The 18,423-nt window shown below is 59.9% G+C and carries 16 protein-coding genes and 1 pseudogene; 5 read left to right on the top strand and 12 right to left on the bottom strand.

All coding sequences use genetic code 11. The annotated features are described in order from the left end of the window. Positions 1–13: 13 nt before the first annotated feature. From ACHL_RS23210 to ACHL_RS23200, 3 genes are read right to left on the bottom strand one after another with little or no spacing between them, the layout of a single operon-like run. Entirely contained in the window at positions 14–871 is an 858-nt protein-coding gene (locus ACHL_RS23210) for a carbohydrate ABC transporter permease (RefSeq protein WP_012623604.1), read from the bottom strand. After that, the gene (locus tag ACHL_RS23205; protein ID WP_012623603.1) at positions 868–1,821 is read right to left on the bottom strand and encodes a carbohydrate ABC transporter permease; all 954 of its coding nucleotides are present in this window, start codon (positions 1,819–1,821) and stop codon (positions 868–870) included. Before ACHL_RS23205 ends, ACHL_RS23210 begins: the two co-directional genes overlap by 4 nt. A 39-nt stretch (positions 1,822–1,860) precedes the next feature. Then, positions 1,861–3,102, bottom strand: coding sequence for an ABC transporter substrate-binding protein (locus ACHL_RS23200; RefSeq protein WP_012623602.1), 1,242 nt, complete (start codon positions 3,100–3,102; stop codon positions 1,861–1,863). A 218-nt stretch (positions 3,103–3,320) separates the two neighbouring features. Here ACHL_RS23200 and ACHL_RS23195 point away from each other — a divergent pair, with 218 nt between their 5' ends. Further along, entirely contained in the window at positions 3,321–4,370 is a 1,050-nt protein-coding gene (locus tag ACHL_RS23195) for a LacI family DNA-binding transcriptional regulator (RefSeq protein ID WP_012623601.1), read from the top strand. A gap of 67 nt (positions 4,371–4,437) precedes the next feature. Here ACHL_RS23195 and ACHL_RS23190 read toward each other — a convergent pair whose 3' ends face one another. The 9 genes and pseudogenes from ACHL_RS23190 to ACHL_RS23150 form a co-directional block, all read right to left on the bottom strand. Further along, positions 4,438–4,677 carry a hypothetical protein gene (locus ACHL_RS23190; protein ID WP_012623600.1) on the bottom strand — a complete coding sequence of 80 codons (240 nt, stop codon included), beginning with the start codon at positions 4,675–4,677 and terminating at the stop codon, positions 4,438–4,440. An 80-nt stretch (positions 4,678–4,757) separates the two neighbouring features. Beyond that, positions 4,758–5,454: pseudogene (locus ACHL_RS23185) on the bottom strand (ATP-dependent 6-phosphofructokinase); the annotation flags it as partial. 32 nt (positions 5,455–5,486) lie between these two features. Then, the gene (locus ACHL_RS23180; protein WP_043795326.1) at positions 5,487–5,792 is read right to left on the bottom strand and encodes a putative quinol monooxygenase; all 306 of its coding nucleotides are present in this window, start codon (positions 5,790–5,792) and stop codon (positions 5,487–5,489) included. A 145-nt stretch (positions 5,793–5,937) separates the two neighbouring features. Next, complete coding sequence (locus tag ACHL_RS23175) at positions 5,938–6,918, bottom strand: carbohydrate kinase family protein (RefSeq protein ID WP_012623597.1); 981 nt, start codon at positions 6,916–6,918, stop codon at positions 5,938–5,940. Positions 6,919–7,174: 256 nt separating this feature from the next. After that, positions 7,175–8,245, bottom strand: coding sequence for a glycoside hydrolase family 172 protein (locus ACHL_RS23170; RefSeq protein ID WP_043795284.1), 1,071 nt, complete (start codon positions 8,243–8,245; stop codon positions 7,175–7,177). A 61-nt stretch (positions 8,246–8,306) separates the two neighbouring features. Beyond that, complete coding sequence (locus ACHL_RS23165; protein WP_012623595.1) at positions 8,307–9,197, bottom strand: carbohydrate ABC transporter permease; 891 nt, start codon at positions 9,195–9,197, stop codon at positions 8,307–8,309. Further along, positions 9,194–10,099, bottom strand: coding sequence for a carbohydrate ABC transporter permease (locus ACHL_RS23160; protein WP_012623594.1), 906 nt, complete (start codon positions 10,097–10,099; stop codon positions 9,194–9,196). Before ACHL_RS23160 ends, ACHL_RS23165 begins: the two co-directional genes overlap by 4 nt. Before the next feature lie 84 nt (positions 10,100–10,183). Beyond that, positions 10,184–11,497 (bottom strand): ABC transporter substrate-binding protein, encoded by a 1,314-nt coding sequence (locus tag ACHL_RS23155; protein WP_012623593.1) that lies wholly within the window; start codon positions 11,495–11,497, stop codon positions 10,184–10,186. Between the two features lie 102 nt (positions 11,498–11,599). Further along, on the bottom strand, positions 11,600–12,634 hold the full coding sequence (locus ACHL_RS23150) for a LacI family DNA-binding transcriptional regulator (RefSeq protein ID WP_012623592.1): 1,035 nt from the start codon (positions 12,632–12,634) through the stop codon (positions 11,600–11,602). A gap of 725 nt (positions 12,635–13,359) precedes the next feature. On the opposite strand from ACHL_RS23150, the gene ACHL_RS23145 reads away from it, so the two are divergent. From ACHL_RS23145 to ACHL_RS23130, 4 genes are all read left to right on the top strand, one after another. Next, positions 13,360–14,415 (top strand): LacI family DNA-binding transcriptional regulator, encoded by a 1,056-nt coding sequence (locus ACHL_RS23145; protein WP_012623591.1) that lies wholly within the window; start codon positions 13,360–13,362, stop codon positions 14,413–14,415. Positions 14,416–14,765: 350 nt separating this feature from the next. Then, on the top strand, positions 14,766–15,725 hold the full coding sequence (locus ACHL_RS23140) for an ABC transporter substrate-binding protein (RefSeq protein ID WP_012623590.1): 960 nt from the start codon (positions 14,766–14,768) through the stop codon (positions 15,723–15,725). Between the two features lie 72 nt (positions 15,726–15,797). After that, entirely contained in the window at positions 15,798–17,330 is a 1,533-nt protein-coding gene (locus ACHL_RS23135; protein ID WP_139187239.1) for a sugar ABC transporter ATP-binding protein, read from the top strand. Positions 17,331–17,379: 49 nt separating this feature from the next. Beyond that, entirely contained in the window at positions 17,380–18,369 is a 990-nt protein-coding gene (locus tag ACHL_RS23130) for an ABC transporter permease subunit (RefSeq protein WP_050767235.1), read from the top strand. Positions 18,370–18,423: the final 54 nt, after the last annotated feature.

The raw sequence follows: 18,423 nt of genomic DNA, 5'->3' as shown, positions 1-18,423 counted from the left end.
GGATTTTGACGAGTCAGCGTCCGCCGAGGCCGCTAAGTGCGATGCCTTTGACGAGGTAGCGCTGCAGACCGAGAACCATGAGGACGCTCGGAAGGATGGAAATTGTGGAAGCGGCCATGAGGAGGTTCCACTGGTTGCCTGTTTGGCCCAGAAACATGTTGAGTCCGAGCGGAACAGTGGCCATGTTCACGTCGCTGACGATTAGCAGGGGCCAGAGGAAGCTGTTCCAGTAGCCGATGAAGGTGAAGACGGCGAGGGTACCCAGTGCCGGACGGACGAGGGGCAGAAGTATTTTTGTAAAGCTGACGAAGCGGTTGGCGCCGTCGATGCGGGCCGCGTCCTCGAGCTCGTCGGGCAGCGTCAGGAAGAATTGGCGGAGAAGGAAGGTTCCAAATGCGGTGAATGCCCAAGGAATGATGAGGGCTTGGTATGAATTCACCCATCCAAAGTTCCGCATCAGGATGAACATGGGGACGATCAACACTTCCTGCGGGATCATGAGGGTTCCTAGGTAGATGAGGAAAACTCCGTTCCTTCCGCGCCAGCGCAGGCGCGAAAAGGCGTATGCGGCCATTGCGCTGGTGCTGACGACGATGAGGGTCCCCAGAGCGGACACGAGGACGCCGTTGAGCATGAACCTGCCAAATGGCAGGTAGTTCCATGCGTCGGCGAAGTTGCCCCACTGGATGGAAGAGCCGATGAGTTTCGGTGGTGCGGAGAAGACCTCGCCAGCGGGTTTCAGGGCTGTTGAGATCATCCAGATAAACGGAACCAGGGTGATCAGCGCGGTAAGGATGAGCAGGATGTGGGAGGTCCAGCTACCGATAATTTTCAGCGTCGGCGGTGTCCGCCGGGTCGCGATGGTGCTCATGCGTAGTGTACCCATCTCTTTTGGGCGCGGAACTGGAGGAACGTGATGCCCATGATCAGGATGAAGAGTGACCAGGCGATCGAGGATGCGTAGCCCATTTCATAGCCCTGAAAGCCTTGCTTATAGAGGTAGAAGACAAGAGTTGTCGTCGACGAACCGGGGCCGCCACCGGTGAGAATGTACGGTTGGGCGAAGACCTGAAGTGATGAAATAACGGTCATGACGGTGGCGAAGAACATGCTGGGGCTGATTAGGGGCAGGGTGACTCCGAAGAGGCGCCGCCACCAGCCGGCGCCGTCAATCGCCGCGGCTTCGTAGAGGCTGTCAGGGACGCCCTCGATGGCGGCGACAAAGATGATCATGTTGTAGCCGAAACCGGCCCAGACGGACATGATGATGACCGCCGGCATTGCCCATTCGCTCGATCCCAGCCAGTTGGGAGCTTCCAGCCCAGTGAATGTTTTCGTCGCCCAGGCGATAAGGCCGTCGTTGGGGGTGAACAGCAGCCGCCAGACCACGGCATTGGCGACCATGGGGGCTACCACCGGGAGGAAGAAGGCAAAGCGAAACAGGCCGGCGAACCGGATGCGGGATGTCAGCCAAATTGCCAGGCTCAGTGAAACGATGAGGTTCAGGACGACGTAGCCGCCTACGAAATAGAACGTATTGCCGACGACCTCCCAGAAGACGGGGTCTTTGGTGAAGAGCCGGATGAAGTTGTCGAAGCCGGAGAACGTGGCTTCCCCGATCAGTGGCCACTCAAAGAGGCTTAGCGCCAGGGATGCGCCGATCGGGACGAGCGTGAACAGCAGGAATCCGGCAAGGTTAGGGGCCAGGAATCCGAGGACTGCTGGGCGGTCACCTGATTTTCGTGGTCGCTGGGTGGGGGAGGGGATTACCGGTTTGAGTGAGCTTCGGCGGTTGTTGTCGGTAGACAGGGTTGATGCCATGTCGCGTAGGGGCGGGGGCCGGGCCCCCGCCCGTCCTCCTTACTGAGAGACCTGCTGCTGGACCTGGCTGAGGACGTCGCGCGGGGACTTGCTGCCGCTGAACGCTTCTACGGCGTACTGCTGCAGCAGTGCCGAGAGCTGGTTCCATTTGGGAGCTGTTTCGTACACGTTGACGGTTTTCAATGCGGCGTCGATTGCTTCCTTGGCCCCGTCCACGGAAGCAGCGGAGTACCAGAGCTGCTGTGCGTCGCTGTATGCGGGGAAACCTCGGCCTGCCTTGGCGATGTACTCCTGGGCATCTTTGCCGATGATGACCGAGATTGCTTTCCACGCTTCTTCCGGGTGGTCGCAGGTGGCGGTGACACCGAAACCCGTGCCCGACATTGTGGTCACAGACTTTCCGTCGAAGGCGGGCACGGTGGCGAGCCCGACCGTGAAGTCCACGCTCTTCTTAGCGTTGATCAGCTGCCACGGACCATCGATGTACATGGCTGCGTTTCCGTTGCGGAACTGGTCGGCCGGCCAGTTGGCTGTGCCGGTGGCAGGAACTGCGGGGGCGACCTTTTCCTTGGTTGCGAGTCCGGTGACGAAGGAAAATCCCTCCACAGCCTTGTCGTTTGTCAGGTCCGGCTTGCCGTCCTTGAGGTAGTCGCCGCCAATGCTGAGAACGTAGGGCAGCCACATGTCAGGGGTGCCATCCGCGACATAGCCATACTTGCCGTCTTTGGTCAGTGCTTTCGCGGCGGCGAGGAACTCCTCCTTGGTCCACCCGGGCTTGGGTGCGGGGATCCCGGCCGCGTCGAACATGTTCTTGTTGTAGTAGAGCACGTACGGCCCCAGGTCGTAAGGGACTGCGAGCTGTTTCCCGTTCTGGCTCAGGCCTTTCGTGATGGATTCCTCGTAGTTGGACAAGGAAAAGGACGTGTCCTTCTCGTAGAGGGGCTTGAGGTCCTTGAACAGCTTGCCGACGTCGGGCACTCGCTGGGCCTGCAGGCCCGCAATGCAGGGGAGCGTGTTACTCGCCGCCTGCGTATTAAGTTTGTCGTAATAGCTTTGGAAGGCCGTGCTCTCGAAGTTCACGGTAATGTTCGGGTTCTTTTCATGCACCATGTCGGCCAGGTGCTTCCAGACGTCAACCTCCGCCTGCGAGTCTGCCGACATAGCCCAGCGCAGGGTCACTTGGTCCGAGGCGCTGCTTGATGGGGTGGATGAACATCCCGAAGCGGTCAGCACAAGTCCTACAGCTGCGCCCAGCGCGAGCAGGGCTTTAGGCATCGCCATTGATCTTCCTCTCATTGGGGTGGATTATGACAACGTTGTCGTCGGAAAGTCTTCTGCGTGACCCGGCTCACAGTCAAGTGTTCGCGTTTGACGTTGTCAGCTGCGAAGAAATGAACGCGTAACAAAAGGAACTGGTGTTAGATATCGTTGTCTAAGAAACAATCCATCAGGTGTGTAACTCGAGGCACCATAGGGCACAGAGAGGAGGGCCAGGGACCATGCGGACGTCTCCCTCAGCCACCAACGCCGGTGCAGGTCTGAAGTCGCAACGTCCAACGATTAAGGACGTTGCCGCACACGCGGGTGTTTCCCTGAAGACCGTTTCGCGTGTGGTGAATGAAGAGGCTGGCGTAAAAGCAAGTACCCGCAAAGCGGTTCTGGCATCAATTGGGGTTCTCGGATTCCGGCGTAATGCTGCGGCAGCGGCGTTGAGGCAAGGTCAGACTTCAACGATCGGGCTGGTCGTGAAGGATATTTCGGAGCCCTTTCAATCGTCCATCGCGCACGCTGTCGAAAGCGTGGCCTCCAGCCGGGGCGCGCACCTTTTTGCCGCCTCCTCCGCCGATGATGCCGGCCGCGAACGTCAGTTGGCATCCAGCCTCTCGTCCCGTCAGGTGGACGGGCTTATCATAATTCCGTCGTCGGAGAACCACAGCTACCTTGCTCAGGAGATAGCGTCCGGCCTTGCGGTGGTGTTCCTGGATTGTCCTGCAGAGGGCGTGGACGCTGACACGGTATTGAGTGATAACCGGGTGGGTGCGCGCAAGGGGGTCGAGCACCTCATTGACCACGGGCACCGCCGGATTTCCTACATCGGGGAATCCGCAACGTTCTACACAGCCGTTGAGCGCTTCGAGGGCTACAGGGAAGCGCTGGAGCGACATGGCATCGGCGTAGACCCCGATCTTGTCATGCTGGGGAACGCCGACCCAGAGCGGATCCGTTCCCGCCTACTCAAAATGCAGAATCTGTCATCTCCTCCAACAGCGCTGTTTACGGGAAACAGCGTGAGCACACTTGCCACTCTGCGGGTGTTGGGAACGACCCCTTTAAAGGTTGCGCATGTAGCGTTCGATGACTTCGAACTCTTCGACCTTCTCACACCAGGCATCACCGTCGTGGCCCAGGACCCCGCGGGGTTAGGGACCGCAGCTGCCGAATTGTTGTTCCAGCGGATTGCCGGTGACACTGGGTCGGCCCGAACGATCCAACTCCACACCCGCCTGATACAAAGGGGGTCGGGTGAACTGACCCCCGAGGAACTTTGAGGTTTCGCCTCCTAGCTCCTGACTTGACGTCGGGTAAGCCGGGTAGCAGGAGGCGTGTCAGCGTCGATCAGAGGGAACGCGCAAAATCCCGTTCCTGGATGCGGCAGGGGACCTCCGTACTAAGTGCTACCGAGAACCGCCAGTAGTCGTGCCTGGTTACGAGGATTCCTAGCCGCGCATCAATGGAAGTCAGAGTCTGGGCAGCTGTTACCGCGCTGTTGAGTTTGCCGTCGCGCTCGACCGGGTTTGCGACGACAAAATCAGCGATGAGCTCATCGTGCTTGTGCATGAGTTGCTGGGTTGGCATGGGTGCTCCTTATTCTCCGTATTCTTCGGTGGTTGGCCGCGGGATACTTGCTCAACCTATTAATGGATGACCAGCTGCGGCTCGGGATGAGCCGCGTCCTGATGTTCCGGGATAAGCCCTCCGCGACGACTACCAGGGGTGCGCGGCCGCGGGCGTATGCTTCCTTGACCCACTGGACCGTTTGTTCGATGCTGACCTGCTGCTCAGGGATGAGGATGTCGTGCGCGTCGGCTGCCATGCCGGCGTGCAGGGCGATCCAGCCCCCGTGCCGGCCCATCACTTCGGCGATCATGTAGCGGTGGTGGGCTTCACCGGTGGTCCGGAGCCGGTCGATGGCCTCGGTGGCGATCTGCACCGCGGTATCGAAACCGAAGGTGTAATCGGTGGCGTCGAGGCCGTTGTCCACGATCTTGGGGACGCCCACGATCTTCAGGCCGGCGTCCGTCAGGCGCTTGGCGGCAGCCAGGGTTCCCTCACCGCCGATGGCGATGATGGCATCAATGCCCAGCCGGTCCATGTGTGCCTTGATGGCCTCGGGCCGCCGCCGTTTTCAAACGGGTTGGTGCGGGAGGTGCCCAGGATGGTGCCACCCTGCGTGGCGATGCCGTGGACCATGCTACGGGGGATGTCAATGATGGCGCCCTCCACCATGCCGCGCCAGCCATCACGGAATCCGACGAATTCCTGGCCGTGGACGGCGATGCCTTTGAGCCCGGCGCCGCGGATGACGGCATTCAATCCGGGGCAACCACCGCTGGTGAGGATTCCAATTTTCATATCGTAAGTCCTATATCAAGACTAGGGGCGTACTAAAGGCGGGTGAGCCAGGTCAGTTGGGAGTTGTCCTCGACGATCAGAGGACCCAGTGCCTTGTTGAACTTTGCCCCGTAACTGGCGGTGATGTGTGCTTCAAAGGCTGCGGCGTCGGCATACTCTTCGTAGACGAAGAATCGGTCCGCGTGCTCGGTCTCGCGGTGAGTAATGAAGAGAATATTTCCCGGTTCTTCACGTACCTGTCGCGCGAGGTCGTCGAGGAGTTCCTGCACCGTCTCTGCCTGTCCAGGCAGAGCAGTGAACTTGGCGTAAAGTATCGGGCGTTTTTGGGTCGCGGGCATGGTTGCCACTACGTCTCCTTGATGATGGTCTTTGTTCTTTTCCTGTTTGGCGCCACTGGGCCGCGGCATGAAGCATCCGCACATGGAGGGTTCTTGCTTTATGCAGATTGGCTACTTGACCTGTCAGGCCCGGGCTCTGCTGGTTTTACGGGGCTGTCGTAACGCTCGGTGCAGTGCCTAGCTCAGAAAGGTGTGGTGGATTCGCCCCGGCCCGGGAGCAGGTTATGCCGGAGGCCTTGATCGCGTAGTGAAGGATGACCTGCAACCGTTCGTGGTCGAGCGCCAAAAGCTCGCGCCGATTGGACGGAGCCAGAAGGTCCAATTGGTCCAGCGCAGCGATGAGGGCCGCCATAAACGAGTCACCGGCACCAACGGTGTCGGCTACAGTGATGCGGTCTGCCGGCAGCTCGACGCGGGCCTGTCGGGTGAGGGCTATAGGTCCGTCGGCACCGCGCGTTACGATGACCAGCGACGGACCCTGTTCCAGCCAGTACTGCATCGCCGCCTCGACACTCATGTCGGGGTACAGCCATATCATGTCTTCATCACTGGCTTTTACAATGTCGCTAATGCCGACGAAGAGCTCGGCCTGCCGGCGGGCAAAGTCGACATCTTGAATGATGGTGGGGCGGCAGTTGGGATCGTAGCTGATGGTTGCCGTTTCCCTTGCGTCGGCAAGCAGGGCATGAACGGTCCGTGCACCAGGCATCAGCATCGTTGCTATGGATCCAGTGTGCAGATGGGTGGAAGTCTCAATGTTGGCCCATGCAGTGAGTGAGGCGCTGGACAGGTCCCAGTCGAGGGCGAATTCGTAGCTGGCACTGCCGTCCGGGCCAAGAGTGGCTGTTGCCGTTGAGGTGGGCGCAGTCCCACCGGTGACGACCTCTACCCCGTTGTCTCCAAGGTGGCTGGAAATGAGTTCACCATACTCGTCCTCCCCGATGTGGGTAACGAATCGCGTCGGAACGCCCAGCCGGGCACTCCCCACCGCTACGTTGAGGGGACTGCCGCCGACGTGATCGGCGACGAGGGCACGCGTCTTTGACTGAATTCGATCTATCAGTGACTCGCCAATTACCGTGAGGACGTTGCCCCCACGACCGGGCTCTTGAAATTCTGGGGACATGACTCTGTAAAAGTCCTTACATGTGTAGCGTGGGACGCCGCTCTAAGATCAGGCGGCTTTTGGTTGGGGAGACGAAGTCTCGCGTTCGAGAGTATGGGGTTTACCGTTACACGTTTATCCACTGCTCGCTTCCAAAGCTGGATGAGGTGGACGGGTGCGGCGGCATTCGCCGCCGCACCCGGGTTTACATCCCTGGACTGGGCCCTCACTGCCATGGGCTAGTGGGGCCAGTGGCCAGGATGGGCGGGTCCCGGTTCTACCTGGGCCAGCGCTGTTGGGCGGCGGGAAGTTGGGGGATTTCCTGGTTGATGCCGTCCTGGTACCAGTACGCTGTGGTGGAGATGTCGTCGCTGCGTTCGAACAGTCCTCCATGGTCCCAGGTGCCGATCTGCTGGACTGTCACACGGAGCCGTTCCTGGAAGTAGATGGGGTCCGGGATATGCCAGCGGTACAGGCCGTGCATCGGTGGCATGCCTGGATGGAAGGGTGCGGCTTTGGTACGGTCAACTGTTTCGTGGAAGGGATACCCGAAATAGGGGGCGTTGAAGGTGAGAACTTCGGGATCGGGATCGGTTCGTAGTTCGTCCTGGAAAGCCCAGGCGCCGCCGGCATAATCTTCGAGGCCTGTGCTGCAAAGGGTGGGGTAGTCGGTGTCGCCGTCCACGTAGAACTTGACCTCACCTTCGCCCCACCAGTACCGCTGCAGGGAAGCGAGGGCGACATAGGTGCCGAGGTAGCTGCCGCGGCCCTGTACGCCGTCGAGGATGACGTGGTCCTCGCCGTGTGGGAGATTTCCGTTTGATCGCCGCCATTGGGCGTGGAAGTACATGGCGTCTGCGACGTCGTCCCCGATGGTGTAATCGATCTGGTAGAAAAAGTGGGTTAGTTCTCCGCCGTGTTGGTTTTCAATGGTGATGCGTGCTCCTTGGCGGAAGGGCATGGGAATGAAGCAGTTCATGCCGCCCGTTGGGGCAACTACGATGGGCTCGGAGGTTACGAGCGCCCGTTGTGCGAAGCCGTTGCAGAAGAAGTCTCCCAGGGGGACTTCGACGCTCGGGATCTCTGAGTTGTCCCAATACATGCGCAGCACCAGATCGCGCAGTACGAACGGGCCGGCATCGGTGCGGTGGTCCACGGTAAGCCAGATGTGCCGGATTACTCCCGGTCCTTCGATTTCGGCCAGGGTGGCAGTTTCACCTGGAGGGATGTTGATCCAGGCGGATCCCTTGCGGCCAGGGCCGAGGTTGGAGGAGGCTTTTGCGCCTTGACCTGGGGTGCCGGTGAAGTTTTCGGCGTTGATGGATCGGCTGCTGACGCCCTGGGGCATAGTGGCCCATTGGATGGTCACTGAGGGTTCCTTTCAGTGGGATTTTCGTAGCCTGAATGGCTTACTTGACGGCTCCGGCCGCGACGCCACGCACAAGGGTGCGCTGGAAGAGCAGGAAGAAAACGAGGGTTGGCAACAGCGACAGCAGCGATCCCGCGTTGAGCACCGTGATGTCGATGTTGTGCTGGCCGCGGAGCGTGGCTAGGGCGATCGGAACTGTTTGGGACGACTGGTCTGATAGAAGTACGACGGGAATATAGAACTCATTCCAGGTCCAGATGAAGAAGAACACCACCAGTACTGCCAGGCTGGGTCGGAGGATGGGGACCAGGATCCGCCACAGGATCTGCCAGCGGGTGGCTCCGTCCAGCTGGGCTGCCTCGATCAGTTCCTTGGGGATCGCGCCCATGACACTAGCCAAGAGGTATGTTCCGTACGCTGCCTGCAGCACAGAGAAAACGATGATGACGCTCCACACCGTATTAAAGGTTCCCGTGGCCTGGGCTCCATAAAACAGCGGGTAGATGAGGGCTTCGTGCGGGAGCATGGTGGCTACCAGCAGTACGGCCAGGACTGAACCATTTGCTTTTACGCGGCCTATTCCAAGGGGGTAGGCGCTCATAAGGGAGAGCACAACTGCTATCGCTGCAACGAAGAGCGAGATGATGAGGGAGTTCCAGAAGGCTTGGCCGAAGTTAACCCTGCCCAGGTAATTGATGAAGGCGTCGATGGACAATGATGTGGGCCAGCTCAAGGGCCCGTGGCTTGAATAGTCCTGCGTGGATTTAAAGGCGTTGAGGATGATCAAGCCGAAGGGCGCGAAGATGGCGGCGCCGGCAATGACGGCAACGGCAAGCAGCACCCACTCGCTGGGCGTTCTGCCTTGAGCGCGAGTACGTTGGGGGTTGGGCGTCAGATTGACTGTCGTCTGCCGGGTCTGTGTGGTGCTCATCGTGCTTCCTGCCTGCGCTGCCACCACAGCATGAGGGCTGCAATGGCAAAGATTACAAGGGCCATAACGGTGGAGATTGCGGAGCCGTATCCCACCTGTGACAGTTCGAAGAAGTTGCGGTAGGCGTAGTAAGAGGGAACGACGGTTGACCCTTCCGGTCCGCCTCCGGTCAGGATCAGGATCGGGGCGAAGACCTTCAGCGCGGCCACGGTGGCTGTCAGTACCACGATGAAGATTTCCGGTCTGATGGTAGGTACGGAAATGGCGATGAACTGCCGCCACTTCCCGGCGCCGTCCAATGCAGCAGCCTCGTAGAGCTCCGGGTCCACTCGGGACAAGGCTGCCATGAAGATAACCAGGGGGTATCCAATTTGGAGCCAGATCAGCATCAGCATCACCGCGTAGATGGCCAGGTCAGGGTTTCCGAGCCAGTCGGGGCCGGTTATCTGGATGGAGCGAAGGAAGCTGTTGATGGCGCCGTTGGAGGGGTCGAGGATCCAGCTCCACATGAAGCCGGCGACGGCAATCGGCAGAATCTGGGGAAGATAGTAGGTGGCCCGGAGGAAGCTGGCGATCTTAGGTCCAAAGCGCCGGCCAATGGTTTCGGTAAGCAGCGCGGCCAGGAGAAGGCCAATCACCGTGGGGATCACCACAATGGCGATCACCATAAAAATTGAGTTGCGCAAAGATGTCCAGAACTCGACATCGGCAAACAACGCGGCGTAGTTCCCCAGGCCATTCCAGCGCATCGGCGCTGCCCCGCCCTTCCATCGGAAAAGGGAGAAGTAGATGTTAGTCGCAAAAGGGATACCGACCACGGCCAGAAAACCGATGAAGATCGGTACGAGATATAGCCAGTAGCCGCTCGGTCGGCGCAGTCCTCGCGCCAGTCCTTTGCTCACGGCGAAATTCCATTCGTTAGAGGATGAGGGATGTCAGGAACGGGGCAAAGCCGGAGTACTTCGCCCCGTTCCCTTGATTGAGTGCTAGCTCTTGGTGCCCTTGTCGTAGAAGGTCTGCAGGGCGTCGAGGTACTGTGAGGCGGTTTCGTTCTTGTTCGACATGGCCTGCATGTGGTTTTGGATGAAATCCAGGAAACCGGGCACAGGGTAGTCCGGGTAGAAGGAAAGCGTGTCTGCCTTCACTACGTCATTGAACTTTTCGGTAAGTTCCTTGGTCAGGGGGTCGGAGATGGCATTGATGTCGCCTGCCAGGGGCAGGCCGCCCTTTTGGCCGATGAGGTTCTGGACTTCGGGGCTGAGGGTGGTTTCAATCCAGTCGTAGGCCAGCTCCTTGTTTTTGGACTTGGCGGGAACGCCCCAGAGGTGCCCTGAGGACCCCATGGAGAGCTTGGCCCCTGGCATGATGAAGAATCCCCAGTCGAAGGATGCGTCCTTTCTGATCCGGGCGAACATGCCGTTGTTCCAGGGAAGCATCGCGGCCTTTTCGGAAAGGAAGTTGACGGTAGCCTGTTCGAAGGAGAGGCCTCCGAGCTGGTCACCCACGTAGCCCTTATCGATCCACTGCTGGAAACGTTCTGTTCCACTCTTCCAGGCACCTGAATGGAAATCAGTCTTGTCCTTGATGAACATGAAGTCGTCGATTTCCTTGCGGCTGGCCTGGGCGGAGATCAGGGAGTACCAGACCCACATCTGGTTGAAGCCCTGGCTGGTGCTGGCGGAGCTTGATATGGGCAGTTCGCCGGCGGCCTTCAACTTGTCCATGGCCATTTCAAAAGACGCAAGGTCCTTCGGCGTTTCAGTGATCCCTGCCTTGGCGAACTTCGCTTTGTTGTAGTAGAAGTACACGTACTCACCCACGTTGGGGATGCCGTACCAGTCACCGGAGCCGGCCTTGCCGTCCTGGTCATACTTGGCGAAGGCCGCCATGGAACCGGTGACTTTCTTATCCCATCCGAACTTGGCTACTGCATCGTTCAGCGATTCCAGGAGGCCTTGGGAGGCGAGCTGACCGCCATCGGCATTGCCTTTATTGAACTCGACGACATCGGGGACGTCATTACCGCTCAATAGAATTTTTGCGTTCTGCCGGAACGCCTCGAAGCTCGTCTGTTGAACATCAACGTTCACATCCGGATGCTTCGCCTTGAACAGCTCGACCGCCTTCTGCCATCCCTGGCCCTGCGGTGTCGTGGGGTCTTCGTACTGCAAAATCTTGAATGTACCGCTGCCGGACGACCCGCTCTGCTGGCTGGACGGGTTGCATGCGGTAAGAGCCAGGGCGCTGACGCTGAGTGCGCCAAGACCTGCAAGAACCTGGCGACGGGAAATTGCTCGCATGGTGCGAACTCCTCTCTGAGTTGGCAGCCGATGCCCCTGAGGGCAGGACTGCATGTCCGAAGCAGTGCGCTCGGATTCTTTGTGATTACAAAAGTGGGGGGATTACGTCCGTGGTGGGCCGACGGAGGCTCGTTGCACTAACGGGCAATGAGTAAGTTGTGAGACAACGGGGCCGGGTTCACCGCTTTCCTGGCTGCGCTCAATGAGGCGCCTTGCTGCCCAGACGCCCATGTCGTGGTGAGGCAACTGCACCGTAGTCAGGCCGGGAAGAAGGCTCTCGGCAACAAAGGCGTGGTTATCGAAACCAACGATGGACAGGTCTTCGGGGATCCGCAGACCCAGCTGCGCGGCGGCCTGATAAACGCCGAAGGCCAATCTGTCCGAAAAACAGAACACGGCGGTGGGCCGATCTGGCCTCGACAACACGTCCCGCGCTGCTTCCCTTGCCGCCGCGGCTGTAAGTTCCTTGGCCAGCACATGAAGAGAAGGGTCCGGCACGATGCCTGCGGTCCGCAGCGCTTCTTCGTAGCCCCGCCTGCGTAAAGCGGTTGCTATGTACCGTTTGTCGTCCAAATTGCACATGGCAATGCGACGATGACCTGCCTCAATAAGGTGCCGGGTTGCGGTAAAGGCGCCTCCCGTCTCATCAGGCACGACCCAGTCCGACATGGAGGCGTCCTCAGGGCGGCCGTCCAAGACCACAATTGGCAATGAACGAGGCACACGCGGCAACTCCACAATCGCGTGATAATCAGGCGCCACAATCAGCCCTTCAATGTTCCGCTGAAGCAGCGCCTTCACTGCAGGAGCTTCCAGCCCGGACATGCCTACAGTGTCGATGAGCATCAGTAAGTAGCCGAATTCGGCAGCGACTGTTTGTGCGCCAGCGATCATCGGTCCTGCAAATGCCGTAGAGGCCACACCATCGGAAAGCAACCCGATAGTTAGAGACTGCTTGGTTTTCAGGCCCCTGGCCAACAAGTTCGGGACATAGCCAAGCTCCTCAGCAACCGCCCTAATTCTTGCCGCTGCCTCTGCGTTCACACGACCATCACCGCGGTCATTAAGGACGAGCGAGACCGCAGAGATGGATACGCCGACTTCTTTTGCGATGTCCCTCAGGGTCACCAACGACACCGATCCGCTCGCCTCCTTTCGAGATTTGTATCAATCGTTTGATCCTCCTACATCAATCGTTTGAGGCATTGCTGCAAACGATTGATGTAACTCTCAATTCGTCAAACGCATTGACGCAACGGTGTTATCAAAGCGTTACCTAAAATGGGTAGAAAGAACGCGGCCTTCCACGTTGTGTGACGTCTCCGGGTGAGAAGTGCAAGGGTGAAAGGGGAAGGCGCCGTTCCTTTTAGGACTTTGACTACCCGGGCCCACGGTCGAGCAACTCTGTACAAAGGCTGCGGGAGGCCGTCCTGTCCTACTCGCTCGTAAAGCCTCCGGCTCCCATCCGGGTTGGCTGCCGCCGATAAGGAAGAACCGTCAAACTAGAGCCAGAACGGCGGGGGATCCGCCTACTCAGTGCGGGGTCAGCCGAGTATCTGGAAGGCGTCCTTGAGCGCGTCGCCATCGTAACGTACGTCTCGCGTGGCGTGCCATTAGGCTCGGCTGACATGGCCCCGCATGGCCTTCCTGGATGACGCGGAGCGCCAGATGGGTCACCCTGGGGTACCGAGGCGATCCAATCCGCGATGGGCTGATCGGGCAACGGGGTGTTTCAGCTCCTTCCCAGTTCCGGGTTATTGACGTGTGCGAGCAATCACATTATGGTTGATCCTAATCCTTTAGGTAACGCGCCGTGAATCGATGCGGAACCTAAACCTAAACGATTAGAAAGCAGGCGGGGCATGGCAAAGAAGCCCACCTTGCGGGACGTTAGCGAAGCCACGGGCCTATCGTCCTACACAGTTTCACGTGCTTTGAGTAACGGCCCGGACGTTTCGGCTGCCAGCCGCAAGCTCGTGCTGAAGGCTGCCCGGGAGCTGGGCTACGTACCGAACCGCGCGGCTCAGGAGTTGCGCAAGAAATCGCGGAGTTCGGTCGCGGTCATTACGGCGAGTACTTCGAATTACTACTATCTGGATCTTATGAAGGGCGTTCAGCGGGTCCTGCGGGTATCCGGCCGGAATGCCGTTGTGGCCGACATTGCCGCGGAAGGCGTCTACACCCCGGAGGTCGAGGACGCCATCGTTCAGGACTTGATCCAGTCGCGTACGGCTGGCATCATCACGACCCTGACGCTAAGCAGCGAAAACGTTAAGCTCTTGGAAAGCTGGGACATCCCGGTGGTTTTCGTCGACTCGGCGCCGCCGGAAGACGCCACACAAGTGCCGAGCATTTTGACGGACAATTACGCCGCGAGCATGAAGGCGGGGGCGCATCTGGCCCGGCACGGTTATACGGACTGGCTCTTTTTGGCTTATCCGGGCCGATGGTCCACACGGGCTGAACGGGAGCGCGGGCTCCAGGAAGCTGCCACGAAGCATGGGGCTGCACTCCGAGTGCTGGAGACAGAAAACGACTCTGACTCAGCATGCAAGACGTTGTCGAGCTACCTGAACACCCCTGGGCGGACACTGCCCAGGGCGATCATTGCTGGAAACAACCCCCTGTTGCACGGTGTCCTTACCGCGCTCAAGCAACGTGAGATTGTTGTCCCAACCCAGGTGGCACTCATGGCTTTTGACGAGTTTGCCTGGGCCCCTTTGCTGGATCCGCCGCTGACGGTGGTAGACGAGGACAGCGAATCGATCGGTGTTCTGGCCGCGCAGACACTGACCCGCATTCTGGATGGGCAGCTGGAAGCCGAGCGGCGGGGCGATCCCCCCGTACCCAGCTACCGTCCGGAGGACCGCCGGGAGGTGAACGCGGACTTAATCGTGCGGCAGTCTTGCGGCTGCTGACCCGGAGCGCCCCCTGATCGTATAAACGACTACAGCTAACGACCCCGTCTGGTCGGCTTGTGACTTCGGCGGTCAAACATGTCTAATTCCCGCACGCTCGCCGCCACAGGGCGGCAGCCTGACCGCCCAACTCAAGAACCTGGTTGGGCACGCGAGGGGGAGCAGCGGACAAGGTCAGGGTCCGGTGATGACTGCTCAGGCGTTCGCATATCACCGGGACACATCACAAAGCCGGTCTTAGCACCGAAGCAAGCCGGCGAAACACTTTCCACTTATTTCCATCCACCGTTTTTCACGGACCTGGCTTGCCGTCACGGCCTCGCCGGTTCCGGTTCAAAGGAGATCCGAAAATGAAACAGCTCGTCAAGAAGTCTGCAGTCTTCACTGCCGCCGTCACACTGGCTGCGCTCAGTCTCGCGGCCTGCAGCTCCGGCGACACCCAGCCCGCGGCCAAGCCGAAAAAGATCGAGAAGATCGGCCTGATGGTTCAGGACATGTCAAACCCGTTCTTTTCAGCCATGGACAAGGGAGCCAAGGAAGCCGCCGCCTCGATAGGAGCCACCGCCAACACCCAGGACGCCCAGCTTGATCTGGCGAATCAGAATACCCAGATTGACACCTTCATCCAGCAGGGCGTGAACCTGATTGTCATCAGCGCCGTTGATGAAAACGGCATCCAGCCGGCTATTGAGCGGGCGAAGCAGGCGGGCATAATTGTGATCGCTGTGGACACTCCGGCCAAGAGCGCCGATGCCGTGGTGATGACGGATGCAGTCCAGGCCGGTGAAAAGTCCTGCCAGTACCTGTTCGAGCAAATGGGAGGAAAGGGCAATGTTCTCCTGGTGGACGGAACCCCGCTCCAGACAATCCGCGACCGCATCACCGGCTGCAACAACGTTGTGAAGAAGTTTCCTGGCATTAAAGTTGTCGGGCAGCAGGCTTCCAAGAACGACCGCGCCTCCGGCCTCGCCGTAACTACTGACATGCTCACCGCCACCCCGGATGTTCAGGGCATCTTCGGCATGAACGACCCGTCGGCGCTGGGCGCCGTACTGGCGGTCCAGCAGGCCCACAAGGCCGGAACCGTAAAGGTCACCGGTGTCGACGGAAGCCCCGAGGCAGTGGCGGAACTGAAGCAGTCGGGGTCGCCGTTCATGGGAACGGCAACGCAGAATCCGGCCGAGATGGTCCGCAAGGCCGTCGAAGTCGCCCAGAACATCATCGATAACAAGCCCCCGGCGGAGACCACCATCCTGATCCCCAGTGAGCTTGTGACCCGCGACACCGTCAGCCAGTACAAGGGCTGGTAGCCGCCACTCCTGTATGGGGTCGCTCATCTCGTGGAGCGGCCCCACATGACCGGATCGAGAATAGGCCCCACCATGACCACAACAACCTCCCGCCAACCGCTGCTGCAGCTGGAAGGCATCACCAAGCGATTTGGCGCGACCCTGGCGCTGAACAACGTCCACTTCGACCTGCGTGCGGGTGAAGTTCATGCTCTGATGGGCGAAAACGGGGCCGGTAAATCCACGCTGATGAAGATCCTGGCGGGAAATGTTACCCGGGATTCCGGACGCATCCTGATGGACGGCAACGAAATCGACATCCGCTCCCCGCAGGAGGCCGTTTCCCACGGCATAGCCATCATCCATCAGGAGCTCAACACGGTGCCGGCGATGACAGTTGCGGAGAACTTGGCTCTCGGACGCGAGCCTTCGACCAGGTTCGGGGCGTTGGACCGTCGCGCCATGATTTCCCAGGCCCGAGAGAAACTTGCCCGTGTTGGGGCACGGATCGACCCACGCAGCGAGCTCGGCCAACTGAGTATCGGCATGCAACAGATGGTTGAGATTGCGCGTGCCGTCAGCGAGAACGCCAAAATCCTGGTCCTCGATGAACCAACGGCGGCACTGTCACGAAGCGAGACGCTGCACCTTTTCAAGATCATTAACGAATTGCGCGACGCAGGCGTCGGGCTGGTGTATATCTCCCATCGGATGGAAGAAGTCTGGGAACTTGGGGACCGCGTCACCGTGTTCCGCGATGGCACGTACGTCGGTACCAGGGAAAAGACTGAGATCAGCCCGCCCGATGTCGTACGGATGATGGTGGGCCGCAACCTTGAGGACTTGTACCACCACGACCGGCACAGCCCGGGAGAGGTCATGCTGGACGTGAAGGACCTCACCGACGGAGCCGGAATCGGCCCGGTCAGCTTCCAGGTCCGTGCAGGGGAAGTTGTCGCCCTTTCCGGACTCATCGGGGCCGGCCGCACCGAGACGGCCCGCATGATCTTCGGCGCGGACCGGCCCCGCGGCGGCACCGTCACCGTCCAAGGCAAGGCCGCACTGGCCTCCAGCCCTGCCCAGGCGATCGCCCGCGGGATCGCGATGGTGCCTGAGGACCGCAAAGACCAGGCCCTGTTCGTCTCCCACACTGTCGAGGACAACATCGCCGTCAGTTCCCTCGGTGGGCACGTAAACGCCGGTGTGCTCCAGCGGACCAGGATCCGGAATGCGGTGAAAAAGCAGATGGAACGCCTGCACCTGCGGCAAAACGCCCTGCGCCTGCCGGTTAGCGCGTTGTCCGGCGGCAACCAGCAAAAGGCGGTTTTGGCCCGGTGGCTGATGAGAGAATCCGACGTTCTGATCCTGGACGAACCAACCCGGGGCGTGGATATCGGCGCCAAAAGCGAAATCTATGAAGTCATCAACGACTTGGCCAGGGCCGGCAAGGCCATCCTGGTCATCTCCTCGGACCTGCCCGAAGCGATTGGCATCAGCGACCGGCTCCTGGTGATGCGCTCCGGCCAGATCGTCCACGAACTTAACTCACGCACCGCCAGCGAAGAGGACGTCATGTCCCATGCGACCGGTACCGCAGCACAGACAAACGGAGAATTCCATGACTAACCAGGCTCTCAACCCACAGGACGCTGACCTCCGGCCAGAGGCCGTAGCCATGCCTGCCCGCGGCTTCGACTTCGCCTACTGGTGGGACCGCGTTGGCATCCTCGTTGTCCTGATCGCCCTCGTAGCGTTGATGGTCGTCATCGCCCCGAACTTCGCGAGCGTCAACAACCTGCTTAACATCGCCCGGTCGATTTCCATCAACGCGATTCTCGCCGCCGGAATGACGTTCGTCATTCTCGCAGCCGGAATCGACCTCTCCGTGGGCTCTATTCTGGCCGTCGCGGGGGTCGCATCGGTCATGACAGGCATCGCGGGACTTCCCGCACCCGTCGCGATCCTGGTCGGAGTCCTGACAGGGGCCCTCGCGGGACTGATCAACGGCCTGCTCAGCTCCTACCTGGCGTTGGCCGCCTTTATCGTGACCCTCGGCACCATGACTTTCCTGCGCGGTCTGGCCTACACGATGACCGACGGGCAGCCCATTGTCTCCAACACCCTAAATTTCCGGGACATCGGCAACGGGTACATTGCGGGCATCCCCGTGCCCGTGGTGATCATGGTCATCGTCTACGTCGCGGCATGGTTCGTCCTTGAGCGCACCCGCTACGGCCGACACGTTTACGCCGTCGGCGGCAACGCTGAAGCAGCCAGGCTGGCAGGAATCAACGTCAAGCGAGTCCTCACTTCCGTCTACGTCATCGCGGGTGTCTGCGCCGGACTCGCCGGCGTCATCTTCTCCGCCCGGGTCGTCTCTGCCCAGCCGACAGCGGGCGGCGGCTATGAACTGGATGCGATCGCAGCGGTCGTTCTGGGCGGCACGAGTCTTGTTGGCGGCCGGGGCCGGATCTACGGAACCCTCATAGGTTCCATCATTCTCGGTGTCCTGAGCACCGGACTGATCCTGATGAACGTCCAGTTCTTCACCCAGCTGCTGATCAAGGGCCTCGTCATCATCCTCGCGGTGGCTATCGACAGCCTGAAGCAGCGTACGCTCCGCCTGCCGTGGTCCAAGGCCATCGCAGCCCAGAAAGCTGCATAAGCGCACACCCAACGCACCAGGCAGCAGCATCCTGCCTGCCCCCGGGGGGACATT

The sequence above is a fragment of the Pseudarthrobacter chlorophenolicus A6 genome, from assembly GCF_000022025.1.
Taxonomy (GTDB): domain Bacteria; phylum Actinomycetota; class Actinomycetes; order Actinomycetales; family Micrococcaceae; genus Arthrobacter; species Arthrobacter chlorophenolicus.
Note: the sequence above shows the minus strand (reverse complement) of the source record. Positions and strands in the feature narration are given on the sequence as shown.

Excerpts from the sequence above, each read along its gene's own strand:
- ACHL_RS23210 (WP_012623604.1), bottom strand. The coding sequence starts at position 871 with ATGAGCACCATCGCGACCCGGCGGACACCGCCGACGCTGAAAATTATC.
- ACHL_RS23205 (WP_012623603.1), bottom strand. The coding sequence starts at position 1,821 with ATGGCATCAACCCTGTCTACCGACAACAACCGCCGAAGCTCACTCAAA.
- ACHL_RS23200 (WP_012623602.1), bottom strand. The coding sequence starts at position 3,102 with ATGGCGATGCCTAAAGCCCTGCTCGCGCTGGGCGCAGCTGTAGGACTT.
- ACHL_RS23195 (WP_012623601.1), top strand. The coding sequence starts at position 3,321 with ATGCGGACGTCTCCCTCAGCCACCAACGCCGGTGCAGGTCTGAAGTCG.
- ACHL_RS23190 (WP_012623600.1), bottom strand. The coding sequence starts at position 4,677 with ATGCCAACCCAGCAACTCATGCACAAGCACGATGAGCTCATCGCTGAT.
- ACHL_RS23180 (WP_043795326.1), bottom strand. The coding sequence starts at position 5,792 with ATGCCCGCGACCCAAAAACGCCCGATACTTTACGCCAAGTTCACTGCT.
- ACHL_RS23175 (WP_012623597.1), bottom strand. The coding sequence starts at position 6,918 with ATGTCCCCAGAATTTCAAGAGCCCGGTCGTGGGGGCAACGTCCTCACG.
- ACHL_RS23170 (WP_043795284.1), bottom strand. The coding sequence starts at position 8,245 with ATGCCCCAGGGCGTCAGCAGCCGATCCATCAACGCCGAAAACTTCACC.
- ACHL_RS23165 (WP_012623595.1), bottom strand. The coding sequence starts at position 9,197 with ATGAGCACCACACAGACCCGGCAGACGACAGTCAATCTGACGCCCAAC.
- ACHL_RS23155 (WP_012623593.1), bottom strand. The coding sequence starts at position 11,497 with ATGCGAGCAATTTCCCGTCGCCAGGTTCTTGCAGGTCTTGGCGCACTC.
- ACHL_RS23145 (WP_012623591.1), top strand. The coding sequence starts at position 13,360 with ATGGCAAAGAAGCCCACCTTGCGGGACGTTAGCGAAGCCACGGGCCTA.
- ACHL_RS23140 (WP_012623590.1), top strand. The coding sequence starts at position 14,766 with ATGAAACAGCTCGTCAAGAAGTCTGCAGTCTTCACTGCCGCCGTCACA.
- ACHL_RS23135 (WP_139187239.1), top strand. The coding sequence starts at position 15,798 with ATGACCACAACAACCTCCCGCCAACCGCTGCTGCAGCTGGAAGGCATC.
- ACHL_RS23130 (WP_050767235.1), top strand. The coding sequence starts at position 17,380 with ATGCCTGCCCGCGGCTTCGACTTCGCCTACTGGTGGGACCGCGTTGGC.